Origin of the sequence: Streptomyces sp. NPDC001502, assembly GCF_042894785.1 — a bacterium.
GTDB lineage: Bacteria > Actinomycetota > Actinomycetes > Streptomycetales > Streptomycetaceae > Streptomyces > Streptomyces kutzneri.
Genome location: NZ_JBIAVW010000013.1, coordinates 153,734 through 171,790 on the forward strand (window position 1 = coordinate 153,734; position 18,057 = coordinate 171,790).

Sequence of the window (18,057 nt, forward strand, 5' to 3'; positions counted from 1 at the left end):
CCGGTCGCGATGCCGTGTGCGACGGTGAAGTCCGCACCGTGCTCCGCGCGCATGTCCTCGAACCACCTCGTGGTCCGTTACCCGCGTACGTGACCATCCCCGGCGGCGACGGCGGCGACGGCGGCGACGGCGGCCCGGATGTCGGGTCGCCAGGCCGGGCGCTGCGGGACCGGCCACGGCTGCTCGCCGAGCAGGGCCAGGCCACCCTCGGCGGCCGCCTCGATCGCGCCGAGCACGGCCACCGCCCCGGGATCGCTCCGGTGCCGGCGGGCCATGCCGTCCGGGAACTCCTTGCCGGTGAGGCCCGGGCCCATGCCGAGGCCGGCCCTCGTGGCCGGGCAGCCGTCCCGCAGCCGCTGGTACCAGGCGTCCAGGTAAGGGGCGCTGCGGGTACGGACGTACGCCTCCAGTCGGTGAACCGCGAAGCCCGGCTCCACCCCGGCCTAGCCGTGCGGATCTTGGATGACACGCCGTTCGGTCCCGCCGCCGGTGAGGGTGACGGGTGTCGGGCCGTCGGGGCGGACGGTGATGCTGTACGCCGCCCCGGTGGGGACGGACTGGAAGTCCGGGACGTGGGCGGGCAGCAGGAGTTCGAGCAGGGCGACCGACTCCCGCAGGGCGAACTGCTGGCCCAGGCAGGCACGGGGGCCGATGCCGAACGGCAGGTAGGCGCCGGGCCGGGTGGGACGGCCGCCGGGAACCGTGAAGCGCCGGGGGTCGAAGTGCTCCGGATCCGGCCACAGTTCGGGATCCCGGTGGGTGAGATAGGGACAGACCAGCAGATCCGTGCCCGCCTCGACGCGGTAGCCCGCCAGGACCTCGTCCTCGGCGGCGTGCCGGGGCAGGATCCACGCGGAGGGGTAGAGCCGGAGCGTCTCGCCGACCAGGGCCTGGATGGCCTCGCGCCGCTCCGCCGAGCCCTCGCGACCGGCCGCGAGGGCCTGCTCGCGGGCCGCGGGGTGGCGGTCGAGGAGCAGGTACAGCCAGGTCAGCGTGGTCGCGGTGGTTTCGTGACCGGCCACCAGCAGGGTGACGAGCTCGTCCCGCACCAGCCGGTCGGTGTACTCGGGGCGCTCGGCCGAGGCGTCGACCAGCACCTGGAGCAGACCCGGCCCGTCGGGTCCCGGAGCGCCGTCCCGGGCCGCCGCCACCGCACGCCGGGCGACCTCGTCGATCCTGGCCAGGTCGCCCGCGACGGCGTCCCGGGCGTCCACCTGGTCGGCAGGCAGGCTCGGCAGCGCGGCCACCACGGTGGCCACGGAAGTCAGTTCGTGCGCCGTGACGTCGTCGAGCGGGTGCCCGGTGAGCGCCCGCCAGATGGTGTCCAGGGCGAATCGGCGCATCTCCTCGCCGAGGTCGAAGGTCCGCCCGGTGCGCGCGTGGTCGGCCCACCGTCCGGCCGCGGTCCGGGCCGCCCCGGTGATCCGCGCCTCGTAGCGGCGCATCCCCTTCCCGGTGAACTGCGACTGCAACAGCTTCCGTTGGCGCTTCCAGGCCTCGCCGGTCGCGGCGAGCACCCCGTCGCCGATGAGCAGCCGGGCGCGGTGGGAGCGCTTGACGTACCGGTCGGGGTGCAGGGCGAGGACGTGCTGCACGGCCTCGGGCGCGGTGACCAGGACGGTGGGCTGCGGCCCCAGACGGAACGAGGCGACACCGCCGAGCCGTTCCCGTACCTGCGTCAACAGGTCGACCAGTTCACCCTGGTGGGTGCGCCACCGTTCCACACAGCCGGCGTCCGCCTCGGGGAGCGGTCGCCCCGTCCCGGCCCGCTGCGCGGCGGGCGGCCCGCCACTGGCGTCGATGGCCACGGCTCTTCTCCTGTCCGGCTGTCGGGACGGTGCCCGGGGGTACGTCGGCATCACGGACTGTACGGGGACAGGCGTGTGCGGTGACAGCACCGGAGGGCCGATGGCCCGATTCACACGGGTGGTGGTTGGTGGGCGGGCACGCCGATACGGGCCGCGAGGAGGGCGATGTCGTCGTCGGCGGAGGCGGGCACCAGGTGGGCGATGAGGGAGTCGCAGAGGTGGTCGAGGGACTGCTCGGGCGCGGCCAGCAGACCGGTGAGCTCGTCCAGGCGTTCGTCGATGTCACGGCTGCGCGCCTCGATGAGGCCGTCGGTGTACAGGACCAGGGTGCTGCCGGGCGGAAGGGCGATGTCGGTGGTGGTGAAGGAGATGCCGCCGACACCCAGCGGGACGCCCGGCGGGGTCTTGACGAGGTAGACGGTGCCGTCGGGCTGGATCACGGCCGGGGGCGGATGTCCGGCGCGCGTGACCGTGCAATGGCCGGTGGCGGGGTCGCAGACCACGTAGAGGAAGGTCGCGAGCATCGGGTCGGTCAGGTCGGCGAGGGTGGCTTCGAGCTGGTGCAGCAGGGCGGTGGGAGGCATGTCGAGGCGTCCGAGGGCGCGGACGGTCGCGGAGAGCCGCCCCATCACGGCGGCGGCCGCGATGCCATGGCCCATGACGTCGCCGATGAGGAGCGCGGCCCGGCCCCCGCTGAGGGGCAGGACGTCGTACCAGTCACCGCCCACCTCGTTGACGTCGCTGGCCGGCAGGTAGCGGTGGGCGATCTCGATGCCGGCCGGCGGGGTGACGTGCTGGGGGAGCATGCTGCGCTGGAGGACGACCGCGGTCTCGTGCTCGTGGTGGTAGAGGCGCGCGTTGTCGATGCTGATGGCGGCGCGGGCGGCCAGCTCACCGGCAAGGGTGACGTCGTCGGACCCGAAGGGACCGGTGTGCCCGGTGCGGTAGAAGGTGGCGACGCCGAGGACCATGTCGCGGGCGATGAGCGGGGTCATCATGAACGAGTGCACGCCCAGCTCCAGGAGTTGGGCCGGCTTGGGGGAGTGCCGGGCCGCGGTGGCGACGGTCCGGTCGTCGAGCTGGGCGATCAGGAACGACTGACGGGCCGCGAGGGCCTGGGTGTACGGGGCGGTCGCGGGGAAGATGAGGGTCCGGCCCAGGGGCGCCAGCGTCTGCGTGACGGCGGAACCGGTCAGCGGCGCCTTGCCCAGACGGCGCAGGGCGACGCCTCCGGCCAGTCCCGTGCCGGGCTCGATGCCGCGGGCGAGGGAATCCAGGACATCGACCGTGACGGCGCTCGCGAGGTGCGGGACGGCGAGGTCGGCGAGCTCCTGCGCCGTCCGCTCCAGGTCGAGGCTGGCGCCGATACGGGAGCTCGCCTCGCTGAGCAGGGCGAGGCGGCGGCGGCCCGCCTCGACCTCGGTGTGGTCACGCTGCTGCAGGGTGATGTCGAGGAGCGAGGCGATCACGCCGATGGGCCGGCCGCCGGGATCCTCGACGCGCACGTACGAGCACGACCACACATGGTCGTGATCCGGGTCGGCGGGGGTCCGGCCGGTACGACGCCGGTCGAGGACCGGCTCACCCGTGGCCAGGACCTCGCGCATCGCCTCCTCCATCTCGTCGGCGTTCACCTCGGGCAGCAACTCGGCCAGCCGCCGCCCCACATGGGCGGACTCCGCGAGACCGTTCATCGCTTCGAGGGCCGGGTTGACCTGGAGGAACCGCAGCTCCGTGTCCAGGACCCCGATCCCGACCGGCGAGCGGGCGAACAGCCCGTCCCAGACGGCCGAGGACCCGCGGATCCGGCGGGCCGCGTGGGCGTCCGCCGCGAAGACCAGCACGGCCGAGGCGCCGTGGCGGCGGTCCGGGACCGGGCAGGCCCAGATCTCCAGCTCCAGCGGGTGCCCCTTGCTGTGCCAGGCGGTGACCGTACCCATGACGCCGCGCCCGGTGGCGGCCGTCTCCCACAAGGCCCGGCCCAGGCTGCGATCGGCTCCCGGATGCAGGAGATCGGAGATGTGCCGCCCCAGCACCTCGGGCGGGGCGTAGCCGAGGAGCTGCTGGGCGCCGTGGTTCCAGCGCACGATCATCCCGTCGCTGCTGGTGGCCACGAGCGCGACCGGCAGGGCGCCCAGCCATCCTCCGGCATCCTGGGCGGCGCTGCTGATCAGGTCGTCGAGCGGCATCTCCTCATGCATCCTGCACCCGCTCCTCCGGGGCGGCCCCGGCCTCGCGCCGCGACAGCCTCACCGGGGCGGCGTGCGCCACCGCCGACCCGGCTCCGCGGCCGCGCCACGGTCCGCTCCTGCGGCCACTCACCCGGTGCACCCTGCGACTGTGCGTGGTCCACATCTCTCATCGTCGCCCGGATGGCTCCACGGCGCTCCCCGGCTGCGCGGCCCCGGCCGCCGCCGGGGCTTCGGCGCAGCGGAGGCGGTCGGCGGTCACGGGGGCGCCGTCGGCCACGTTGCGGTCGTAGGTGACGCTGCTGACCTGGACGGGGCGTGCGCCGACGGTGACCTCGACGACCGCGTCGAGATCCGGGTCGGCTTGCAGGCGGGAGCCGGGCAGGGCGGCCGCGACGGTCGCAGCGTCGTCCTCCTGGCCGGTGGCGTACCGGATGACCGGGGGCCCGGACGGGCGTACCGCGGGTGCGGTCGCCGAGATGTCGGTGACGACGAACCCGTTGGCCCGCAGGGCGGTGGCGACCTCGGCGTCGTCCACGCGGACGGCGATCCGGGCCGGGTCGGTCGGGGCCGGGTTCTCCGCGACCGGCTGGATCCGGGTGTCGCCCGTGATCGGGCGGTCCGCGCCGAGCGCGTCCCACAGAGCGGCGGAGCGGGCCTCGTCCCACACCAGCGTGGAACCCGAACCGGGTACGCGGTGGTCGAAGAGCCGGATGGGAACGGTGGCGAACTCCGTCCGGTCCGACCGGAGGCGACCGAGCGCCCAGCCGATGCGCACCAGGTCGTCCAGGCCCGTTCCTTCGTCGGTGCGTACGGTCTTCAGCAGGGTGCGCACGGTCCGCGCCGTGCTGATGGGGCCGGCCAGGGCGCCCTCCGCGGTGAGCCTGGCCAGCAGGTCGTCGACCACGCGCTGCTGGCGGCGGACCCGGCCGAGGTCGCCGGGCCGGAGGTTGACGTGCCGGGCCCGGACGTAGCGCAGTGCTCCGTTCCCGTCGGCGAGGTGGCGGCCGGCGCCGATGTCGAGTCCGGAGTTCTCGTCCTTGAGCGGCCTGTCCGTGCACACGGTGGCGCCGCCGAGGTTGTTCACCGTCTGCTCGAAGCCCCTGAAATCGGTCTGCAGGTAGTGGTCGATGTGCAGACCGGTGACCTTCTCGACGGTGGCCACCGTGAGCGGGCCGCCGCCGAGCGCGTACGCGCTGTTGATCTTGCCGCGGGCCGGGGTGGTGGTGCCCGCGTACTCGACGTAGGAGTCGCGCGGGATGGAGACGATGCTCGCGCGCCGCCGGTTCTGGGACAGGTGGACGAGCATCATCACGTCGGTGCAGTTGCACCCCTTGCCGCCCACGTGCAGGCGTCGCTTCTCGGCCGCGGAGAGCCCGGCGCGGCTGTCGATGCCCACGACCAGGATGTTGGTGCCCCGGCCGCCGACACCGCCACCGCCTGCCGGCGCACTCGCGGCCGAGACGGCCTGGGAACCCGCGAAGGAGCCGCAGGAGAGGGCGGTCAGCAGGGTCAGAGCGACAGCGATACGACGCAAGGCACATCCCCGAAATAGAACGGACCGGCTGAAATCGGGAATGTACTGGCCCTGCGTGCGAGCGGCCGGGCTGGACGCGCCGGGATTCCTCCCCGCAGGGGGCGGGCTTGGTACATCTGCCCGCCGTCGCGGCCAGGCAGGCGCCGGCCCGGTCAGCGCTCGGACAGCTCCGAGGGGGCCTCCTGGACCACCCAGCTGTTCCCGTCGGGGTCCTCGAAGGTCATGAAGGAGTTCCAGACGCCGCCCTTGCCCTCCTCCCAGCCCGATGCGCCGAGGTTCCGGACGGGCGAGACGTCCACGCCCCGGGCCACCAGCTCCTCGCGGGCCGCCTCGATGTCCGTGACGCACAGCTGAAGACCGTGCAGGGTGCCGGGCGCCATGGTCTGTCCGCCGGGCGCCCCGGGCATCCCCTGGAGCATGGCGATGGAGCACCGGGAACCGGGCGGGGTCAGCTGGATGATGCGCACCCCCGGGGCGACCTCGTCGTCGAGGTCGACGCCGAAGCCGACCTGGTCGGCGTAGAAACTCTTCGCGCGATCCATGTCGGTGACAGGGACGGGGACGACTTCGAGCGTCCAGTTCACGGGTGTCTCCCTCGGGGCTTCAGCGGGTCGCACAGCGGGGCGGGTCCACCGTTCCCCATGAGGTCCGGTGGCGCACGTCGAAACGCCCGGCAGGCGCCGACTTCCGCGGGAAGGGCGGACGCGTGCCGCGGGCGGGTCGGGGTCAGTCGTCGGGCAGGACGCGGCCGTCCTCGTCGAGCGAGAGGTGGATCCGCGCGGGCTCCTGGCTGTTGACGTCGGACGGCCGCGGGCCCTCCGGCCCGTCGGGCCCCCAGCGCAGCAGGCGGCGGGTACGGACGATCTGGTACAGGGCGCCCTGGAACTCCAGCCGGTCCACACGTCCGACCCGGAGCGTGTCGGCGGCCCCGGCGTACGCCGCCAGCTTCGCGGCCCGCAGGTCCGCGGACTCCCCGCCGCCCGCGGCCGTCCACGTACGGGCGTCGGTACGCGGGTCGGCGTCGTGGGGGATGTGACCGCGCATCCGCGGCCACATCCACGTCAGCGCGAAGTCCAGCGACTTGCGGGCGGCGTGCGGGGTCGCGTGCGGGCCGCTGACCGGCCGCCAGCCGTCCGTGGTCCGCTCCACGACGCTGAAGGTCGGCGGCATCAGCAGAACGTCCGGGTGGGTGTCCAGCGCCCGCCGCGAGTCGGCGCGCACCTCCTCGGGGAACCGCTCGCCCGTGTAGCACAGGCCGCGCAGCGCCAGCTGCTCGAACGCCTGGGTCGGGGTGACCGGCGCGTCCGGATCCACGACCAGAGCGTCATCGATCCCGGGCTCCCGGACGGCCCGGTCCCAGTCGCGGACCAGGGGCTCCGGATCCGTCGGGCGCGGCGCCTCCATCCCGCCGGGGCCCGAGGCCGCGTACTCCTCGGCGCGCACCACCCGGTACCGGGTCCCGGACACGACGAGCTCGTCGACCCGCTCGCTCTCCAGCCGGGCGACCGCCGCCAGCAGCTCGCGCCGCTCCGCCCGGTCCTGCGCCTCGTCCTTCGCGTGGAACCACAGCCGCGAGTTCAGCCCGTCGCGCGCCTGCTGCGGGCAGCCGGCCGTCACTTCGAGCACCACCCGCCACCGCGGCCCGTCCCCGGCGCACTGCGCCGCCACCCCGAACAGCGGGCCGCGCACCACCACATCGCCCGCCCGCGCCACGGCGTCGAGCGCGTCGGCTTCCACTGCGGCTTCCACCGGTTCCACCGGCACCCGCACCACCACCGGCCGCGACCCGCGCGGCCTCATGTCCCCACGGTCCATGGCCCCATCCTGCCGACCGGTGCCGGGCACCGCCCCCGATTCGCCGATTCCCCAGCCTCGGGGGACCCGCGGGCGGTACCGTCCGCGCACCTCTGGCCTCTCCCCGGCACACCCCTGACATTCGTCACTGTCCGTCCCGCCGGAAGCGCGCGAGCCTGAGGGAGGGGAAGAAGCATGCGACGACGGGCAGGGGGCGGCCATGACGGTGACGGGACCGACGACGGGACCGACGACGGGGGCCGTGACACCACGGCCGACCCGGGCCGGGATCGTACGGATATGGGCCCGGTCGCTGACGGCGGTGGTGCTGCGGCGCCCGCCGGCACCGGGGCCGCGGCACTCGGCCGGGACGCGGCAGGTGGTGCTGGTCCTGGCCGCGACGGAGATCGTGGTGGCCTTCCTGCTCTCCTCGATGTTGCCGCCCGCGGTCCGGCCGGTGCACGCGGCACTGGAGCTCCTGCTGGTGCTGGGCGGGCTGGGCCTGGTGGCGGCGCTGGTCCGGCACCCGCACGAGGTGGACGAGGAGCGGGTGGTCCTGCGGACCGCCTTCCTCGGCGACGTGACCCTGCCACGCTCGGCGGTCCGCTCCGCCTCCCCGGTGGTACGCACCGTTCCCGGCCGCGGCCCGAGGCCCGTACCCGGCGAACCGGGCGCGGTGGCCTGCTCGGTGGAGAGCGCACTGAACGTGGCCGTGCACCTGGACCCGCCCGTACGCCTCGACCTGGGCCCGGCCGGGCCGGTGGAGGCGGCGACCGTGTACATCTGCGTGGACTCGCCGCCCGACCTCGCGGAGGCCCTCCGACGCGTGGTCCCGCCGCACCGGAGCTAGCCTGGACAGGAGGAATCCGCCCGCCGGCACGTGGGGAGGGAGGTCCCCGTGGTGACCTCGAGACTGCGCGTGACCACACTGGACGCGGGACCCTTCACCCTGCCGAAGAGCGACCTCCTGTACGGGGCGAGCGGTACGGTCACCGTGCCCTCGACGGTCGCCGTCATCGAGCACGCCACCCACGGACCGATCCTCTTCGACACGGGCGTCAACCACCGCGTCGCGGACCCGGAGGCGGCCGAGGCCCACTGGGGTCCGGGCCTGCGGGCGGCGTACGGCGCCGAGGGGTTCACCCGGGCACACGCCGTCGACGCCCAGCTGGAGCGCCTCGGCTACCGGCTCGCCGACGTCCGGTACGTCCTCTACTCCCACCTGCACCTCGACCACGCCGGAGGGATGACCTACTTCCCGCACGCCGTGCACGTGGCCCAGCACGACGAACTGCGCCACGCCTGGTGGCCGGACCGCTGGACGGCCCGGGGCTACGCCTTCGAGGACTACGCGGGAGGCCGCAACTACGACTTCCTCGAACTGAGCGGTGACACCGACCTGTTCCGGGACGGCACGATCACCCTTGTGCGCACCGCCGGCCACACCCCCGGCCACCAGGGAATCATCCTCGACCTCGACCACCATGGGCGGATCGCGCTCATGGGCGACGCGGCGCACCTCCAGCAGGGGCTGGAGCACAACGTGCCCATGCTCAGCGACTGGAACACCGAGGAGAAGATGCTGACCTACGGGCGCCTGCGCGTCCTGTCCCGGTCCGGGATCCGGGTCTTCCTCTCCCACGACCCGGACCATTTCGCCGCCCTGCCGCACGACGGCGAGTTCTGGGACTGAGACCCCGGGCAGGCCGCCTGCGAGCCCCCGGCAGGGCCGCGCGCCACCCCACCGGTCGCTGTCCCCCGAGGGGGTCCGGTGGGGCGGGATCGTGCAGCGAGGCAGCCCGCCTCAACCCTTGAATGGGAATGCTCCGACTGTAGGGCGAGCCACTGACAATGCCCGGAAGGCCAGACCTGTACTCGAATGTACGTTCGATAAGCGGCCTGGTCCGCGGGCTCGGAATGCCGCCCCCGCCCGTCCGGCGCACTCTGGGGATAGGCGGGAGGGACCGTACCGAAACCGTCCCGCCCCCGGTACCGCCCTCCGGCGGCCCCGAAGCGTGGGGAGGCAGGACATATGGCCAAGTCCGACGAACCGAAGGGCTGGGGGCCGCCTCCGGATCCGCCCCCGGAACTGTTCTACGCGCCCCCGGGCGAGCCCCTCGACGACGCGCGGCGCACCGCGGTCCTCGACTGGACGGTCAACCAGTACGTCGCCCTCGGATGGCGCGTCGAATCGCGCTCCCCGACGCAGGCGGTGCTGGTGCGCGGCGGGAACGTCAACCACCTGCTGCACGCGATCCTGACCATCTTCACCTGCCTGCTGTGGGGTGTCGTGTGGATCGTGCTGGCCCTGGGGAACAGGACGGAGCGCGTCGCCCTCACCGTCGACCGGACCGGCCAGGTCCAGACCGTGCACGGTCCGGGCTGACCCGGACCGCCCGGCCCGGGCCGAACGGCCCGGTCACACGTCCGGGAACTCCGGGGCGATGCCCAGCGTGGGGGCGATGGCCCGCCAGATCGTCGCCCGGGCCGTCGCGAGGTCCACCCGGGGATCGTCGAGCATCAGCCGGATCCCGAGGCCGTCGCACAGGGCCAGTACCAGCGTGCCGAGCGCGGCGACGTCGCAGGCGGCGAACTCCCCCGAGCGGATGCCCCGTTCCACGGCCCCGCCGACCCACGCGTGGAGCTGGTCGTACAGGTCGACGGCCAAATGCCGGGCCGCCGTGTCACGCTGGGCCCGCACCCACAACTCCTGCCAGAGCTTCCAGTCCTGGCGCAGCTCCGCGTCGGTCGGCAGCATGCTCCGCAGGATGCGGGCCAGGACGACCGAGGAGGGCACCGAGTCGGGGACGCCCTCGGTGTCCGTACCGGTCTGGGCGAAGGAATGCGTCATCGCCTCGTCGAAGAGCTTCTCCCGCGTGTCGAAGTGGTAGTGCAGCAGGGCCTTCGACACACCGGCGTGCTCGGCCACCTTGCGCATGCTGACGTTCTCGAAGCCGATGTCGGCGATGACTTCGCACGCGGCCGTGAGGATTCGCTCACGCGTCTCGAGTGCGCGCTCGGCCTTGGTCACGTTGGCTGCTCCCCGTGTCGGCGCCCGTGGACCGGGCGGGTGGGCCCGGTTGCCGTGGCCCCCACACCACCATCCTCGCGCATCGCGCCGCCCCCGCGGTCGCCGTAGGTGTGGAAGCCCCTGCCCGTCTTGCGGCCCAGCCGGCCCGCGTCGACCATCCGGGCCAGCAGCGGCGGCGGGGCGTACAGCGGCTCCCGGTACTCCGCGTACATCGACCGCGCGATGGCCTGCACCGTGTCCAGGCCGATCAGATCGGCCAGGGCGAGCGGTCCCAGCGGGTGCGCGCAGCCCAGGGTCATGCCCCGGTCGATGTCCTCGGCCGACGCGGCGCCGTACTCGGCCATGCGCACGGCGGCCAGCAGGTACGGCACGAGGAGCGCGTTCACGACGAATCCCGCCCGGTCCCGGGCCCGGACGACCTCCTTGCCCAGCACCTCGGAGGCGAACGCGTGCGCCCGCCGGACGGTCTCGTCGCCCGTGAGCAGGGACGGCACCAGCTCGACCAGCGCGAGTACCGGTACCGGGTTGAAGAAGTGCAGGCCGACCACCTGCTCCGGCCGTGAGACGGACGCGGCCAGCCTGATGACGGGGATGGAGGAGGTGTTGGTCGCGAGGACGGCGTCCCGGCGCTCCACCACCCGGTCGAGCAGCGCGAAGACCTCCAGCTTCGCCCGTTCGTCCTCCGCCACCGCCTCGACGACGAGGTCCCGGTCCGCCAGCCGCGCCACGTCGGTGGTCACCGCGATCCGGCCGACGGCGGCGTCCCGTTCGGCGGCCGTCAGCTTGCCGGACGCCGCGGCGCGTTCGAGGGAACGGGTGATCCGTTCCCGGCCGGCGGCCGCGGCCGTACGGGTCGTCTCCACCACGACGACCTCCCGTCCGGCCCGGGCGCAGACCTCGGCGATACCGGATCCCATCAGTCCGCAGCCCACGATCCCGACCCGTTCGACATCGGTCATCGATCGGTCCTCCCTCCTCTGGTGCCTCTGCTGCTCCTGCTGTCCACGGGGCGGGGCGACCCGGACCACCGGCCCGGTCGCCCCGCCCGTCACGCTCCGCCCGTCACTGCGCGGACGGCATCCGCAGAACGCCCGTACCGCGCTTGACCAGTTCGCCCGCGATGATCAGGCGCTGGATCTCGGAGGTGCCCTCCCAGATCCGGTCGACGCGCAGCTCGCGGTAGAGCCGCTCGACCGGGTACGAGCGGTCGTAGCCGCGCCCGCCGAAGATCTGCAGGCACCGGTCGACGACGCGGCCCGATGCCTCGCTCGCCGCCAGCTTGGCGATGGCCGCCTTCGCGTGCAGCGTCTTGCGGTCGAGGACGCCCTCGTCGACCTCCCAGGCCACCTGGTGCGTGTAGGCGCGGTTGACGGCGATGTCGACGGCGCTGTCGGCGAGCATCCCCTGGATCAGCTGGAAGTCGGCGATGGGGGAGCCGAACTGGCGCCGCTCGACCGCCCAGTCCCGGGCGAGCTCCAGGGCCCGCTCCGCCGCCCCGATCGTCCGGGCGGCGATCATCAGCCGCTCCTCGGTGAACCACGAGCGCGTGATGTCGTAGCCCTGGCCCACCTCGCCGAGGACCGCGTCGTCGGGAACGAACACCTCGGTGAAGGTGAACTCCGGGTGCTCGTAGACGAAGGTGTGCATCCAGCGCGGCACCCGGGTCATCTCGATGCCCGTCGTGTCCTTGTCGACGAGGAAGAGCGTCGGTGCCCGCTCCTCCCCGGCCGCGGCCAGCACGATCATGAAGTCGGCGTGGTCGCCGACGGTCACGAACCACTTCTCGCCGTTCAGCACCCAGCCTCCGGCGGTCCGCGTCGCCGTGGTCCGCAGGCTCTGCGGGTCGGAGCCGGCCTCGGGCTCGGTCACCGCGTAGCAGTCCCGGCGCTGCCCCCGGATCACCGGGACGAGGTAGCGCTCGCGCTGCTCGGGCGTGCAGTAGGACAGGGCGTTGGCCGGACGCCACACCATGTCCCACAGGGCCCCGGTGAGCCGGCCGAGCTCCGCCTGGACGGTGACCTGCTCCAGGATGGTGAGACCGGCGCCGCCCCACTCCTTGGGCATGTTGACGGCCTGCAGCCCGCTGTCGAGGACGGCGTCGCGGATCTCGGTGTGGGCCTGCGGGGGCAGACCGTTGTTCTCCTCGCAGTCGAGCTCGTACTTGGTGATGAAGTCGGTGAGCGCGCGCGCCGTGCTCCGGAGCTCTTCCTGACGGGCGGTGAGGCGGAAGTCCATGTCTGTCTGTCCTCTGGGTCGTGGTGGGGGAGCGGTCGTCAGGAGGTGGGAAGGGCGGCGGGTGAGGTGACGGGAGAGGTGACGGGAAGGGCGAGGGCCCGGGTGCCGCGCTTGATCAGTTCGTTGGCGATGATCAGGCGCTGGATCTCGGAGGTGCCTTCCCAGATCCGGTCGACGCGCAGTTCGCGGTACATGCGCTCGACGGGGTAGGTACGGTCGTAGCCGCGCCCGCCGAAGATCTGCACACACCGGTCGATGACCCGCCCGGCCGCCTCGCTGGCCGCGAGCTTCGCCGTCGAGGCCTTCGCGTGCAGTGTCTTGCGGTCGGTCTCCGGCCGGTCGGCCTCCCAGGCCACCTGGTGGGTGTAGGCGCGGTTGACGGCGATGTCGACGGCGCAGTCGGCGAGCATCCCCTGGATCAGCTGGAAGTCGGCGATGGGGGAGCCGAACTGGCGCCGCTCGACCGCCCAGTCCCGGGCGAGCTCCAGGGCCCGCTCGGCGGCGCCGACGGTCCGGGCGGCGATCATCAGCCGCTCGTCGGTGAACCACTCCTTCGTCAGCTCGTAGCCGTTGCCGACACCGCCCAGCACGTCCTCGTCCGGTACGAACACATCGGTGAAGGTGAACTCGGGATGCCCGTTCACCGCGGAGTGCATGAAGCGGGGGACCCGGGTCATCTCGACCCCGGCCGCCTGCTTGTCCACGAAGAACAGGGTCGCCGCCCGCTCAGGCCCCGCGTCGGCCTGCACCAGCAGGAAGTCCGCGATGTCCCCGCAGGTCACGAACCACTTCTCACCGCTCAGCAGCCAGCCGCCGTCGGTACGGGTCGCGGTACTCGTGCCCGAACCCGGGTCGGAGCCGGCACCGGGCTCGGTCACCGCGAACGCGTCGAACCGCTCGCCGCGGATCACCGGCAGCAGGTACTTCTCCCGCTGTGCCTCGGTCCCGTAGGCGAGGACGTTCGCGGGCCGCCACGGGATGTCCCACAGACAGTTGGTGACCTTGCCGAACTCCTCCTCGACGATGACCTGGTCCAGCAGGGACAGCCCCGCGCCGCCCCATTCGGCGGGCATGTTGATCGCGTAGACGCCGGCGTCGACGGCGGCGCGGGTCAGCTCGCGGACCGTGTCGACGGGCAGCGGGCCGCCGGCCTCCTCGGACCGGTCCTCGTAGGTCATCAGGAGCTGCGCGTAGGCGGCGGCGCGCGCCTTGAGGTCGGCCTGCTCGGGTGTGTAGCGGAAGTCCATGGGTCGTCAGTCCTCCAGAGCACAGGGGGTGGGGGTGGAGCGGTCAGCGCAGGACGGCCCGCGCGTCCAGGGCGAGGGCGCCGTCGGGGCGCACCAGCAGGGGGTTGACCTCCAGCTCGGCGACGTCCGGGTGCGCCGCGGCGACGGTGGTGATGCGCTCGATGACGGCCGCCGCCGCGGCCACGTCGACGGCCGGCCGGCCGCGTACGCCGTCGAGCAGCGCCGCACTGCGCAGACCGCGCAACAGGGCCTCGGCCCGCCATGCCGGTACGGGCGCGAGCGCGAAGGCCACGTCGCGCAGCGACTCGGTGAGGACGCCGCCGAGCCCGACCAGGGCGATCGGCCCGAACCGCGGGTCCTGGTTCACGCCCACGATCAGCTCGATGCCGTCCGTGAGGTCGGCCATCGCCTCGACCGAGTAGGCGGGCGCGCCGAGCCGGGCGTGCATCTCCCGGTACGCGGCGAGGAGCGCGTCCCGGCCGGCCAGCCGCAGCGCCACACCGCCGGCGTCGGACTTGTGCAGGACGTGCAGGGCCTTGAGCACGTACGGGCCGTCGAACTCCGCGGCCGCGGCGAGCAGTCCGGCCTCGTCCGTGATCTCGCGGGCCGCCGGAAACGGCACGCCGGCGGCGTCGAGCAGCGCCCGGACCCCGTGGTAGCCCAGGTCCGCCGGCGGTGCGGCGGCGGGCGGGAGCGCGGGCACGCCGGGGCGGTCCGCGTCCGCCGCCCGACGTCCGGTCATCGCCGCCAGTGCGCGGGCGGCATCCTCGGTGGCGGCGAACACCGGCACCCCGGCCTCGGCCAGCACCCGGCAGCTCGGCGACTGCGGGTACATCGACTGCACGACCAGCGGCTTCGGCGCGGAGGCGAGGTGCGCGACGATCTCCTTGGCGGCCCGGGCCTCACCCTCCGCCAGTACGGAGCCACCTGCCGGACCGCCGCCCAGACCGCCCTCGGCGGCGGCGTAGCCACCGAAGTACCCGGTCATCAGGACGGCGTCGACCTCGTCGGCGGCGAGCAGCGCCCCGACCGTGTCCGCGTACGAGAGGGGCCGCTGTTCACCCATCCCCGCCAGGTCGACGGGGTTGCCGACCGAGGACTGCTCCCACAGCACGGTGCGCAGCCTGTCCTGCGTCGGGCCGCCGAGCTCCGGTACGTCGAGCCCGGCGTCCTCGGCCGCGTCGGCGGCGACCGCGCCGTGGCCGCCGCCGTCGGTGAAGACCGCCGTACGCCGGCCCCCGCCCCTCGTACGCGGCCCCGCGCCCAGGGCGGCAAGTCCGGCCAGGACGACGGTCATCTCCCTCGGCGTCCGGACGAGTTCGACCCCCGCGTCGCGGCAGGCGGCGGACACCACGTCGGCCGAGGTGGTGAGGGCGCCGGTGTGCGACTGGGCGCTGCGTGCGGAGGCGGTGCCCCGGCCGGCCGTGAGCAGCACCACCGGCTTGCCCGCCGCGGCGGCGGCCGCCGCGAAGGCCCGGCCGTCGCCGAAGTCCTCGGCGTACACCGCGATCGCCGAGGTGGCCTCGTGACGGGCGCAGTCCTCGACGAGGTCGACGAGGGTGACGTCGGCCTGGTTGCCGAGGGAGACGAAGCGGGAGAAGCCCAGGCCGTGCGGCTGACCGCGGAGCTGGAGTTCGAGGGCGAGGTTGCCGCTCTGGCTGAGCAGGGCGACCCCGCCGGGGGCGAAGCGGTCCGAGGCGAGGTACAGCTCGGTGGTGTTGTCGGCGATGCCCAGGCAGTTGGGGCCGACGAGGACGGCTCCGGCGGCCCGTACCCGGGCGGCGACCGACCGCTGCCGGGCCAGGCCCGAGGGGCCGGCCTCGGCGAAGCCCGCGGTGATGGCGACGATCGCCTTCGCCCCGCAGGCCAGGGCCTCGTCGACGGCGGCCTCGAAGCCGGCACCGGGTACGGAGATCACCACCAGGTCGACGGGTTCGCCGACATCGGTCAGGGAGGTGGCCGCGGTGCGGCCGAGCACGGTGCCGCCGCGCCGGTTGACCAGGTGCACGGGCCGCCGGTCGGGGGCACGCAGGGCCTGGGCGGCCACCGCGTGGCCGTACTTCGCGGGGTCGTCGCTGGCGCCGACGACGGCGACCGAGCGGGGATCGAAGAGGGCGGTCAGGTCGCGTCCCATGTCATCCCTCCACACGGAGGGCGGAGTTGGGGCAGCTTTCGACGCAGGCGCGGGCGGCGTCCTCGGTGCCGGCCGGGACGAGGACGGCGATGATGTTCGCGTAGCCCCATTCGTCGAGTTCGACCAGGTCGGGTGCGGGTTCCTGGCACAGTCCGTAGCCCTGGCAGCGGGTGGAGTCCAGCAGGAGTTTCACGGCGTTCCTTTCAGTGCGGGCACAGGGGTGCCGGAGGCGGCGGTGAACGGGGAGGCGACCCCCGGCACGGCCACGGTGAGACGGCGGCGGCCGTCCTCGGGCGTCGCGTCCGCGCACACCGCGCACGGCGCGGCGAGATGGGAGCGGACGAGCCCGGGGAAGGAGCGGAGCAGGCTGCCCGCGATCCCCGCCGCGGCGTCGAGGAGTCCGCAGGCGCCGCGCCCGGTCAGGCCCTGCGACCAGCGGAGCAGGCTGTCCGCGGTGTCCGGGCCGGCGGTCCCGCCGGCGAGGCCGGACAGGGCCTTGCCGACGGCGGCGGTGCCGGACACACAGACCCCGCACTGCCGTGCGCTCTCGGCCGCGAGGTGGGCGGCCGCGTCGGCGGCGGTGGTCACGGGGCAACCGCCGGGGGCGAGGAAGCGGATGGCTCCGCACCCCAGGGCGGTGCCGGCGGCGGTGAGCGCGCCGGGTTCGAGGGGGAGGTCCAGGGCGCGGGCGTCGACGAGTCCGCCGAACAGCCCGCCCATCAGTGCTCCGGCCGCGTCCGGGGTCCCGTACCGCGCGGCCAGCGTGCGCAGCGGGATTCCGTAGGGGACCTCGGTGAGCACCGGTGCGGCGGGGCCGCCGGACAGGGTCACCAGGGTGCTGCGGGCGATGGTGCGGCGCAGGCCGGGCCGGGTGGCGGTGAGGGCGATCCGGGCGAGCGTCTCCACATTGGACACCAGGGTCGGCGCACCGCCCACCCCCCGCTCGAAGGGGCGGGGCGGCTTGGCGGTGGGCAGCGCCGGGCCGCCGTCGATCCGGCGGACCACCGCCGTCTCCTCGCCGGCGACGTAGGTGTGGCCGGTCTCGACGACCTCGACGGGCAGCGGCGGCGGGTGTTCGGCGAGGGCCCGGCGCACGCTCTCGCCCGCCGCCGGGTCGGAGAGGTATACGAAGCCGCGTACGGCGCCGGTGACCGCGGCGGCGCGGGCGAGGCCGTCGAGGACCAGGTGCGGCCGGGCCCGCAGCAGCCAGCGGTCCTTGGCCGAGCCCGGTTCGCCCTCTTCGCCGTTGGCCACGACGACGGGGGAGCCGCCGCGGCCCCGTACGGAGCGCAGTTTGACGGCGGCCGGGAATCCCGCCCCGCCGCGGCCCCGCAGCCCGGAGGCGGCGAGGTGGGCGAGCAGTTCCTCCGGGCCCGTGGCTCCGCCGTAGCCGCCGGTGGCGCGGTAGGCGTCGGCGCTCTCCGCGACCTGCGGCGCCGCTCCGAGGACGGTGCCCGGCGGCTGCGCCGTCGGGAGGCGGATCGTGGTCATCGGCCGGCTCCTGTCGTGGTGTGGGTGCGCAGGGTCCGTACGGCGCGCTCCAGCGCGGTGCGGTCCTGGGCGGTGCGGCCGTATCCCGGTCCCGGGAGGCCGATGAGCATGCGGTGGTGGTCGAGGACGACCTCGCCGGCGAGCAGGGCGGCGGCGGGGTCGCCCGTCCGGGACCCGGTGGCCACCGCGGTCACCAGGTCGGTGACCTCGGCGAGGTAGCGGAGCCAGCTGTGCCGGCTGCCGCGCAGGATCAGGCGCTCCACGCGGCGCCGCTCCGTGGCGGCCAGGTCATGCGGTGGTGGCCCGGCGGCGGCACCGTGCGACGAGGCGCGCAGGGCGGCGACCGCCGTGGGGAGTTCTCGCTCCGGTTCGGGGGTGAGCCCGAGCCAGTCCAGACGCCGACGACCGCTCATGCGTGCCTCCGGGAGGTGGGATACCGCCGCCGGTCCGGCGACCGGCGGGAGCCGTGGACGGGGGATCGGAGGGGATCGGGGGGTGCGGGCCCGGACGGGACGGGCGGGCCGCACGGCCGCGTCCGCCCCGGTGAACAGGGTGTGTGCGGAGCAGGGCCGGTGCGGCGACAGGAAAGCA

At 74.2% G+C, this 18,057-nt stretch carries 17 protein-coding genes; 3 read left to right on the top strand and 14 right to left on the bottom strand.

What is annotated here, in order from left to right; translation table 11 throughout:
- Positions 1–77 precede the first annotated feature (77 nt).
- The 6 genes from ACFY0D_RS23560 to ACFY0D_RS23585 form a co-directional block, all read right to left on the bottom strand.
- Positions 78–437, bottom strand: a complete 360-nt coding sequence (locus ACFY0D_RS23560) for a hypothetical protein (RefSeq protein WP_390800029.1) — start codon at positions 435–437, stop codon at positions 78–80.
- A 6-nt stretch (positions 438–443) separates the two neighbouring features.
- Positions 444–1,802, bottom strand: a complete 1,359-nt coding sequence (locus ACFY0D_RS23565; RefSeq protein WP_390800085.1) for a cytochrome P450 — start codon at positions 1,800–1,802, stop codon at positions 444–446.
- A gap of 116 nt (positions 1,803–1,918) precedes the next feature.
- The gene (locus ACFY0D_RS23570) at positions 1,919–4,009 is read right to left on the bottom strand and encodes a SpoIIE family protein phosphatase (protein WP_390800030.1); all 2,091 of its coding nucleotides are present in this window, start codon (positions 4,007–4,009) and stop codon (positions 1,919–1,921) included.
- A gap of 157 nt (positions 4,010–4,166) precedes the next feature.
- The gene (locus ACFY0D_RS23575) at positions 4,167–5,534 is read right to left on the bottom strand and encodes an LCP family protein (RefSeq protein WP_390800031.1); all 1,368 of its coding nucleotides are present in this window, start codon (positions 5,532–5,534) and stop codon (positions 4,167–4,169) included.
- Positions 5,535–5,686: 152 nt separating this feature from the next.
- On the bottom strand, positions 5,687–6,118 hold the full coding sequence (locus ACFY0D_RS23580; protein ID WP_301363708.1) for a VOC family protein: 432 nt from the start codon (positions 6,116–6,118) through the stop codon (positions 5,687–5,689).
- A gap of 142 nt (positions 6,119–6,260) precedes the next feature.
- The gene (locus tag ACFY0D_RS23585; RefSeq protein WP_390800032.1) at positions 6,261–7,334 is read right to left on the bottom strand and encodes a DUF5954 family protein; all 1,074 of its coding nucleotides are present in this window, start codon (positions 7,332–7,334) and stop codon (positions 6,261–6,263) included.
- Positions 7,335–7,590: 256 nt separating this feature from the next.
- Between ACFY0D_RS23585 and ACFY0D_RS23590 the strand changes: the two genes are divergently transcribed.
- The 3 genes from ACFY0D_RS23590 to ACFY0D_RS23600 all read left to right on the top strand — a co-directional run bounded on the left by ACFY0D_RS23590 (position 7,591) and on the right by ACFY0D_RS23600 (position 9,714).
- Positions 7,591–8,178 (top strand): hypothetical protein, encoded by a 588-nt coding sequence (locus ACFY0D_RS23590; RefSeq protein WP_390800033.1) that lies wholly within the window; start codon positions 7,591–7,593, stop codon positions 8,176–8,178.
- Positions 8,179–8,226: 48 nt separating this feature from the next.
- Positions 8,227–9,021: an N-acyl homoserine lactonase family protein gene (locus ACFY0D_RS23595; protein ID WP_390800034.1), complete on the top strand. Its 795-nt coding sequence runs from the start codon at positions 8,227–8,229 to the stop codon at positions 9,019–9,021.
- Positions 9,022–9,360: 339 nt separating this feature from the next.
- Complete coding sequence (locus tag ACFY0D_RS23600; RefSeq protein ID WP_390800035.1) at positions 9,361–9,714, top strand: hypothetical protein; 354 nt, start codon at positions 9,361–9,363, stop codon at positions 9,712–9,714.
- 33 nt (positions 9,715–9,747) lie between these two features.
- Here ACFY0D_RS23600 and ACFY0D_RS23605 read toward each other — a convergent pair whose 3' ends face one another.
- The 8 genes from ACFY0D_RS23605 to ACFY0D_RS23640 form a co-directional block, all read right to left on the bottom strand.
- Complete coding sequence (locus tag ACFY0D_RS23605; RefSeq protein WP_390800036.1) at positions 9,748–10,359, bottom strand: TetR/AcrR family transcriptional regulator; 612 nt, start codon at positions 10,357–10,359, stop codon at positions 9,748–9,750.
- Positions 10,356–11,318, bottom strand: a complete 963-nt coding sequence (locus tag ACFY0D_RS23610) for a 3-hydroxybutyryl-CoA dehydrogenase (RefSeq protein ID WP_390800037.1) — start codon at positions 11,316–11,318, stop codon at positions 10,356–10,358. The genes ACFY0D_RS23605 and ACFY0D_RS23610 overlap by 4 nt, the downstream gene beginning before the upstream one ends.
- 103 nt (positions 11,319–11,421) lie before the next feature.
- On the bottom strand, positions 11,422–12,594 hold the full coding sequence (locus ACFY0D_RS23615) for an acyl-CoA dehydrogenase family protein (protein ID WP_390800038.1): 1,173 nt from the start codon (positions 12,592–12,594) through the stop codon (positions 11,422–11,424).
- 38 nt (positions 12,595–12,632) lie between these two features.
- Entirely contained in the window at positions 12,633–13,841 is a 1,209-nt protein-coding gene (locus ACFY0D_RS23620) for an acyl-CoA dehydrogenase family protein (RefSeq protein WP_390800039.1), read from the bottom strand.
- Positions 13,842–13,884: 43 nt separating this feature from the next.
- Complete coding sequence (locus ACFY0D_RS23625) at positions 13,885–15,975, bottom strand: acetate--CoA ligase family protein (protein ID WP_390800040.1); 2,091 nt, start codon at positions 15,973–15,975, stop codon at positions 13,885–13,887.
- Position 15,976: 1 nt separating this feature from the next.
- A complete protein-coding gene (locus ACFY0D_RS23630; RefSeq protein WP_390800041.1) occupies positions 15,977–16,168 on the bottom strand; it encodes a ferredoxin in 192 nt (63 codons plus the stop codon).
- Positions 16,165–17,466, bottom strand: coding sequence for an NADH-ubiquinone oxidoreductase-F iron-sulfur binding region domain-containing protein (locus ACFY0D_RS23635; RefSeq protein WP_390800042.1), 1,302 nt, complete (start codon positions 17,464–17,466; stop codon positions 16,165–16,167). Before ACFY0D_RS23635 ends, ACFY0D_RS23630 begins: the two co-directional genes overlap by 4 nt.
- Positions 17,463–17,879, bottom strand: coding sequence for a hypothetical protein (locus ACFY0D_RS23640; RefSeq protein WP_390800043.1), 417 nt, complete (start codon positions 17,877–17,879; stop codon positions 17,463–17,465). Before ACFY0D_RS23640 ends, ACFY0D_RS23635 begins: the two co-directional genes overlap by 4 nt.
- Positions 17,880–18,057: the final 178 nt, after the last annotated feature.